Annotated in this window: 5 protein-coding genes and 1 pseudogene; 4 read left to right on the top strand and 2 right to left on the bottom strand. The window is 61.4% G+C overall.

Annotation, left to right across the window (positions count from 1 at the left end; genetic code table 11):
• Positions 1 to 43: 43 nt before the first annotated feature.
• Positions 44 to 1,972 carry an ATP-dependent zinc metalloprotease FtsH gene (gene ftsH, locus EN859_RS09870; RefSeq protein ID WP_127853159.1) on the top strand — a complete coding sequence of 643 codons (1,929 nt, stop codon included), beginning with the start codon at positions 44 to 46 and terminating at the stop codon, positions 1,970 to 1,972.
• 478 nt (positions 1,973 to 2,450) lie between these two features.
• Here the strand turns inward: ftsH and EN859_RS09875 are convergent, their stop codons facing one another.
• Positions 2,451 to 3,449 (bottom strand): hypothetical protein, encoded by a 999-nt coding sequence (locus EN859_RS09875; RefSeq protein ID WP_127853160.1) that lies wholly within the window; start codon positions 3,447 to 3,449, stop codon positions 2,451 to 2,453.
• 372 nt (positions 3,450 to 3,821) lie between these two features.
• On the opposite strand from EN859_RS09875, the gene glmM reads away from it, so the two are divergent.
• The 3 genes from glmM (at position 3,822) to EN859_RS09890 (ending at position 7,230) form a co-directional block, all read left to right on the top strand.
• Complete coding sequence (gene glmM, locus EN859_RS09880; RefSeq protein WP_127853161.1) at positions 3,822 to 5,174, top strand: phosphoglucosamine mutase; 1,353 nt, start codon at positions 3,822 to 3,824, stop codon at positions 5,172 to 5,174.
• A gap of 239 nt (positions 5,175 to 5,413) precedes the next feature.
• A complete protein-coding gene (locus EN859_RS09885; protein WP_127853162.1) occupies positions 5,414 to 6,259 on the top strand; it encodes an outer membrane protein in 846 nt (281 codons plus the stop codon).
• Between the two features lie 221 nt (positions 6,260 to 6,480).
• A complete protein-coding gene (locus EN859_RS09890) occupies positions 6,481 to 7,230 on the top strand; it encodes an outer membrane protein (RefSeq protein ID WP_127853163.1) in 750 nt (249 codons plus the stop codon).
• Positions 7,231 to 7,449: 219 nt separating this feature from the next.
• On the opposite strand, the pseudogene EN859_RS09895 reads toward EN859_RS09890, so the two are convergent.
• Positions 7,450 to 7,626 (bottom strand): annotated as a pseudogene (locus EN859_RS09895) (ISAs1 family transposase); the annotation flags it as partial.

Genomic DNA, 7,626 nt, shown 5'->3' on the forward strand with positions numbered 1-7,626 from the left:
TCTCATCATGCGTGTCCGCGTGCGGGCGCTAACGGGACAACAGATGAATCCGAATTATCGCAACCTCGCGCTCTGGGCGATCATAGCGGTCCTGCTTATCGCCCTCTTCAACCTGTTCCAGACGCCACAGACGCGCGGCGCCTCGAGCGAGGTCGCCTATTCGCAGTTCCTGCAGGATGTCGCGGCGGGGCGGGTCAAGACGGTAACGATCGCCGGTGCCCGCATTTCCGGCACCTACACGGACAGTTCCACCGGCTTCCAGACCTATTCGCCAGGCGATCCATCGCTGGTCTCGAGGCTGCAGGACAAGAACGTCACCATCAATGCCCGTCCAGAATCCGACGGTTCCAACTCGTTGTTCGGCTATCTCATCTCCTGGCTGCCGATGATCCTGATCCTCGGCGTCTGGATATTCTTCATGCGTCAGATGCAGTCCGGCTCCGGTCGCGCCATGGGCTTCGGCAAGTCGAAGGCAAAGCTTTTGACCGAGGCGCATGGCCGCGTCACCTTCCAGGACGTTGCTGGCGTCGATGAGGCCAAGCAGGACCTGGAAGAGATCGTCGAATTCCTGCGCGATCCGCAGAAATTCCAGCGGCTGGGCGGCAAGATCCCGCGCGGCGTGCTGCTCGTCGGCCCTCCGGGAACCGGCAAGACGCTGCTCGCCCGCTCGGTCGCCGGCGAGGCCAATGTGCCGTTCTTTACCATCTCCGGTTCGGACTTCGTCGAGATGTTCGTCGGCGTCGGCGCGAGCCGTGTCCGCGACATGTTCGACCAGGCCAAGAAGAATGCGCCCTGTATCATCTTCATCGACGAAATCGACGCAGTCGGCCGCCATCGCGGCGCCGGCCTCGGCGGCGGCAATGACGAGCGCGAGCAGACGCTGAACCAGCTGCTGGTCGAGATGGACGGTTTCGAGTCCAACGAGAGCATCATCCTGATCGCCGCTACCAACCGGCCCGACGTGCTCGATCCGGCGTTGCTGAGGCCGGGCCGTTTCGACCGCCAGGTGGTGGTGCCGAACCCTGATATCGTCGGCCGCGAGAAGATCCTGAAGGTGCACGTGCGCAACGTGCCGCTGGCGCCCAATGTCGACCTCAGGGTGATCGCGCGCGGCACGCCGGGCTTCTCCGGCGCCGACCTGATGAACCTCGTCAACGAGTCCGCCCTGATGGCGGCGCGGCGCAACAAGCGCCTCGTCACCATGGCCGAATTCGAGGACGCCAAGGACAAGATCATGATGGGCGCCGAGCGCCGCTCGTCGGCGATGACGCAGGCCGAGAAGGAGCTGACGGCCTATCACGAGGCCGGCCACGCCATCCTGGCGCTGAACGTGCCGGCGGCCGATCCGCTGCACAAGGCGACGATCATCCCGCGCGGCCGGGCGCTTGGCATGGTCATGCAGTTGCCGGAAGGCGACCGCTACTCGATGAGCTACAAACACATGATTTCGCGTCTCGCCATCATGATGGGCGGCCGTGTTGCCGAGGAGTTCAAGTTCGGCAAGGAGAACATCACTTCGGGCGCCTCCTCGGACATCGAGCAGGCGACCAAGCTGGCGCGCGCCATGGTCACGCGCTGGGGCTTCTCCGACAAGCTCGGCCATGTCGCCTATGGCGACAACCAGGAAGAAGTGTTCCTCGGCCATTCGGTGGCGCGCACGCAGAACATCTCGGAAGAGACGGCGCAGATCATCGACGCCGAAGTGCGCCGGCTGATCGACGATGCCTATTCGACGGCGAAGTCCGTCCTGACCAAGAAGAAGAAGGAATGGATCGCGCTGGCGCAAGGGTTGCTCGAATACGAGACGTTGTCTGGCGAAGAGATCAAGCAGCTGATCGCCGGCCACAAACCTGCCCGCGACCTCGGCGACGACACGCCGCCGAGCCGTGGATCGGCCGTGCCGAAGTCCGGCGGCCGCCGCAAGAAGGGCCCGGAGCCCGAAGGCGGCATGGAGCCCCAGCCGCTGGGGTGAAGGAGCGGTCCGCGAAGCACCGGGTACCCATCCGTCCGGGAACCGGCCGAACAGGATGAAACATGAAGACGCCGCGGTTTGAGCGGCGGCGTTTTTGTTGTAGCCTGACCCATCTCGATGGCGCGAAGCAAATCGCCGATCTCGGCGCCGCCTCTCATCGACCTGCCGGGCAGGCCTGCGCTATGGCTTCGGGGGTTCGTCACTTCAATCGACAAATCATTGTCTATGGCTCGCCCTCGGCGGGCTTCTCACCTCCCCGTATAGTGACACCGTTTTTCACCGGGAGAAGAGGGCTGGCCGCGACGCTGGCTCCAGCCTCGGAGCGGCCCAGGGGGGAACTGTATATTCGATAGCCCTGTTGAAGAAGGCGAGGACTGCCGTGATGCCGGCGACGAAAAAGCCCGCGAACCTTGCGGCTCGCGGGCCTCCTGCCTTCAGATATTGTCCAGCGATTGGCGTTTTCTGATATTGGCGCCGATCAGCTCTTCAGCTTGGCATTGCAGAGGCTGTAGAAGCCGCCGCCTTTCTGGATCCACTTGAGGCCGCCCAGCGCGTTGGCGTCCTTGTTGGCATAGTATTGTTCGAGGCAGGTGTGCATGCGGCCCTTGGCCGGGGTCTCGGTGGCAAACTTCTTGGAGATCGCCGTCGGGAATGTCACGCCCTTGGGCGCGGCAACGGTCGGTGCTGCGGGATCGCCGGTGTATTTTGCCTCATCGGGAGCCGGCACGGTGTCGTCATCGGATGCGGCGGCGCCACATTCGCTCTTGCGGAAGTCGTTCCACTTCATGCCGTTCAGCGTGTTAGCGGTCTTGGCGGCCTGATACTTGGCGCTGCAATCAGCCATGCTCAGGCCCTTGCCGGCATCGGGTGCTTTGGTCGTCGCCGTGGCGGGTTGCGCCGCGGCCGCAGCGCCCGCGGCGCATTGGGTCTTGCGGAAGTCGTTCCATTTCATGCCGTTGAGGGTGCCTGCGGCCTTGGCAGCCTGGTACTTGGTGCTGCATTCTTTCGCCGTCAGGCCCGTGCCGTCGGCGGTGGCCGCTGCCGCGTTGGTCGTCGCGGCGGGTTGCGCCGCGGCCGCAGCGCCCGCGGCGCATTGGGTCTTGCGGAAGTCGTTCCATTTCATGCCGTTGAGGGTGCCGGCGGCCTTGGCAGCCTGGTATTTGGTGCTGCATTCCTTCGCCGTCAGACCCGGCGCCGTATCGTCGGCAGCAGCCTTGGTGGTGTCGGCCGTGGCGGCGTCGGTCGCCTTTGCCGCCTTCTTGGCTGGCTTTGTATCGTCCGTGGTGGTCGCGGCCGCAGCGGTGCCGCATTCAGCCTTGCGGAACTGGTTCCAGGTCTGTCCCGCCAGCGTCCCGGCATCTTTGGCCGCGTTGTATTTGGTACTACATTCGGCCATGGTCAGTGCGTTGGCTGGCGCTACCAGAAACAAGGTCATGACGGCAAGGCCCGTCAAAGTGGCTATTCGATTGATGAGCATGGCGTTTCTCCGTTGCTGCCGACCACAGGATGGCTTTTTGCAGATTAATAGCTCTCAACGAGCGGTTGCACCAGACACTAACTGACGTGTATACCGTCGGAAAATGCTTTCCTGCTGACAAGGTGATGAAATCGTTGCGGTCTACTGCCCCTGAAGCAAGATTTGCCGGAGCAACCTGCGCCGGGCGGGCCGCCGTAACTGGCATGTTTGCCACAAGACGGGACGGGATGACGGACCGTCGAATCAGCAGGGTTGCCTGCAACAATGATTTTCTAAGGATTGGTAACATAAGATCATACATTGTGATGATTGGAAGCAGCCGAATTTGTGGCATTACGGGCCGCTGAAAAACCGACGGGGATTCTGGCAAGCATGGCAGGGCATTATTTCGGCACGGACGGCATTCGCGGGCGCGCCAACAAGTTCCCGATGACGGCGGAGATCGCCATGAGGGTCGGCATGGCCGCGGGCCTGTCGTTCCAGCGCGGCAACCATCGCCACCGCGTCGTACTTGGCAAGGATACCAGACTTTCCGGCTACATGATCGAGAACGCGATGGTGTCGGGCCTGTGCGCCGCCGGCATGGACGTGTTCCTGCTTGGCCCGATCCCGACACCGGCGGTCGCCATGCTGGTGCGCTCGCTGCGCGCCGACATCGGCGTGATGATCTCGGCCTCGCACAATCCGTATTACGACAACGGCATCAAATTGTTCGGCCCCGACGGCTACAAGCTCTCAGATGAGATCGAGGAGCGCATCGAGGGCATGCTCGACAAGGATATCGACCTGGCGCTCGCCGATTCGGACGGGCTTGGCCGCGCCAAGCGCGTCGATGGCGTCCATGACCGCTATATCGAATTCGCCAAGCGCACCTTGCCGCGGTCGATGTCGCTTTCGGGCCTCAGGATCGTCGTCGACTGCGCCAACGGCGCCTCCTACAAGGTGGCGCCCGAGGCGCTGTGGGAACTCGGTGCTGAGGTTGTGGCAATCAACGTCGAACCCAACGGCTTCAACATCAACAAGGAATGCGGTTCTACCCATCCGGCCGGCCTGCAGAAGAAGGTGCACGAGGTGCGCGCCGACATCGGCATCGCGCTCGACGGCGACGCCGACCGTGTCGTCATCGTTGACGAGAACGGTGCGATCGTCGATGGCGACCAGATCATGGCGCTGATCGCTGAATCCTGGCACCAGAGCGGGCGGCTGGCCGGTGGCGGCGTCGTCTCGACCGTGATGTCCAATCTCGGCCTCGAACGCTTCCTCGGCGACATGAACCTGCTGTTGCACCGCACCAGGGTCGGCGATCGCTACGTCGTCGAGCATATGCGCGCGCACGGGCTGAATGTCGGCGGCGAGCAGTCGGGACACATTGTGCTGTCCGATTTCTCGACGACAGGCGACGGCCTGGTCTCGGCGCTTCAGGTGCTGGCCTGCATCAAGCGGCAGAACCGGCCGGTCAGCGAACTGTCGAAGAAGTTCGAGCCGGTGCCGCAGCTGTTGAAGAATGTCCACATCGCCGGTGGCAAGCCGCTCGAGGAGGCACAGGTCAAGGCGGCGATCGAAGATGCCCGCAATCGGCTCGGCAAGGCCGGACGCCTGGTTATCCGGCCCTCCGGCACCGAGCCGCTGATCCGCGTCATGGCCGAGGGTGATGACCCGCAACTGGTCGAGGCCGTGGTCAACAACATCGTCGAGATCATTTCGGAAACCCGTAGCGCCGCCTGACTCCTCGGCTTCCGACCCTATCGTTTCGACAATTGCAAAGCCCGCCGGAAGGCGGGCTTTTTGTCTGGTCACAAAGCAACCGGTGCTTCAGGCAGACAGGCCCAATTCTAAAATTCTATAGATTCGTGGTTAATCAATACGGTTAAACGCGTTTTAACCTTTGCAATTCATTATCCACAACTGAGGTCAATCACATTCGGGCGGATTGGACGTTCCGAGGGTTCTCAGGGGTGACAAGCATGTTCAAAACAGCAAGAAAGGCTCTCTTTGCCGCGCTGCTTGCAGGAATGGCTGGGCCGGGTTTCGCTGCCGATCTCGTGGAGCCGCCCGTCATCGAGCAGGCGCCGCCGCCGGCCGTCTATGAGGAACCGGCCGCCTTTGGCGGCTGGTACATTCGCGGCGACATCGACTATCACTGGTCGAAGTTCCGTGGCGCCGACTACACCACCTACAGTGCAACACCGCCCCAGTTTCCAGGCTCGTTCGACAGCGGCAAGCTGAAGAGCGCCTTCTCGGCCGGCGCCGGTGTCGGCTACCAGATCAACCAGCATTTCCGCGCGGATCTCACTGCGGACTGGATGAGCAAGTCCAAATTTCGCGGCTCGACCAGCGGCTTCTGCGGCATCGCGCAGACGCCTTGCGTTTCGGTCGACACCTCGTCCTACACGGCACTTCTGCTGCTGGCCAACGCCTATGTCGACATCGGCACCTGGCACGGCGTCACGCCTTATGTCGGCGCCGGCATAGGCGGCGCCTGGGTCAAGTGGGACACGCTGCACAACAGCGACGCCGACGGGGATTTCTTCCACCGCGGCGGCAAGGGCTGGCGCTTCGCCTATGCCGCCATGGTCGGCGCTTCCTACTGCCTGACCGACCGGGTCAAGCTCGATGTCGGCTACCGCTATAGCCACATCAACGGTGGCAAGATGTTCGACTACGACTCTATCAGCAATGTCGGTCCGGGCTACGATCGAGGCATCAACATCCATGAAGTGCGCGGCGGCCTGCGCTACCAGTTCGGCAAATCGGACTGCGTCGAGCCGGAGCCCTATGTGCCGGAGCCGGAGCCGATCTACACGAAGTAACCGCTTCGAAATCCAAGAATGCGCGAACCGCCCGGCCCTTGCCGGGCGGTTTTTCTTTTGAATTTTCCTTGGATTGCGCTGGGTGAAACCTATTAGAAATCAATTTTGCTAACGCTCTGTTATCCTTAACCGGCACTTAACCACTATGGTTAACAATGCTCTCTGAAACGGCAGCTCTGCTCGCGATTTGCGACTGGCGCCAAGTTCGGGAGCCGGGGACCATGATACTCAAATCGCGTACAGCGCTGGCACTTGCCGCAATCGTTCTGATGCCAGCAACGCAGGCGCTGGCGGCTGACTACGAGCCGCCGATCTACGTCGACCAGGCGCCGGATTACGTGCCGGTCGAGGTCGGCTCGGGATGGTACCTGCGCGGCGATGTCGCTTACTTGCCGGAAAAGAGCTTCAAGAATGTGGACTTCGCTTTCAATCCTGCGAGTTATGATGAAAACGAGGACCCGGTCTTTGCCAGTATCGGCTTCGGCTATCATCTGAACGATTACCTTCGGGCCGAAGTGAATCTCGGTTACCTGCCAGGCAACAAGATTTCTGTTGGCTTCGACGATGGCACTATCGCTGCTTCCTCAAGCTTGAAAAACTACGCCTGGACCGGAATGGTAAATGGATATGTCGACCTGGGAACCTATGTCGGCTTCACGCCCTATGTCGGCGCCGGTGTCGGCTTCTTTCGAAGCAAACGCAGCCTTTCGGCCAGCTATTTCAGCGATGACGGCGACGACACAAACGATTTTGTCCTGCATGACAACAAGACCCAATACTCCTTTGCATATTCGCTGAATGCCGGCCTTGCTTACCAGGTGTCCAAGAACGTTCTGGTTGATCTCGGCTACCAGTACCTGTCTGCGCCGGACGCCGAATATCAAACCATCGCTGACCTGGATGACTTTCCGATCCGCAAAGGGATCAGCAATCATCAAGTTAAGCTCGGGCTGCGCTACGACCTCTGGTAGGCAGGGCGAAAGCAGAAGAATCGAAACGGCGGATTCCGGATCCGCCGTTTGCGTTTTATGCGCCCCTTGGCCTTTTGGCCGCAGCCGGCTAGCGCATGGCCCTGAGCCTTCGGTTCGGAATGCGCAAAATCAAAGTCACGCAGTGCCTTTATGCATCCAAGGAGGACGCGCGGCGCTGCAGTATCCTGCCAGCGACAAAAACAGGGCTCCGAATCCAGGTTAACGGCGGAGCTCGCCGAGGATTGCGGCGAGGTAGTCGGCGCTCCACCCGGCCTTTTTGCGTCTGAGTTTGATGGAGTGCTTATCGCTGACGGTACGGACCAGGTTGATGGCGAAATGGCGCACGATGGCCATGTTGAGGGCGCCGTGGCCTTTTCTGAGCCGCGATTGGTCGTC

It is taken from the genome of Mesorhizobium sp. M00.F.Ca.ET.216.01.1.1 (assembly GCF_004010325.2).
Taxonomy (GTDB): Bacteria; Pseudomonadota; Alphaproteobacteria; order Rhizobiales; family Rhizobiaceae; genus Mesorhizobium.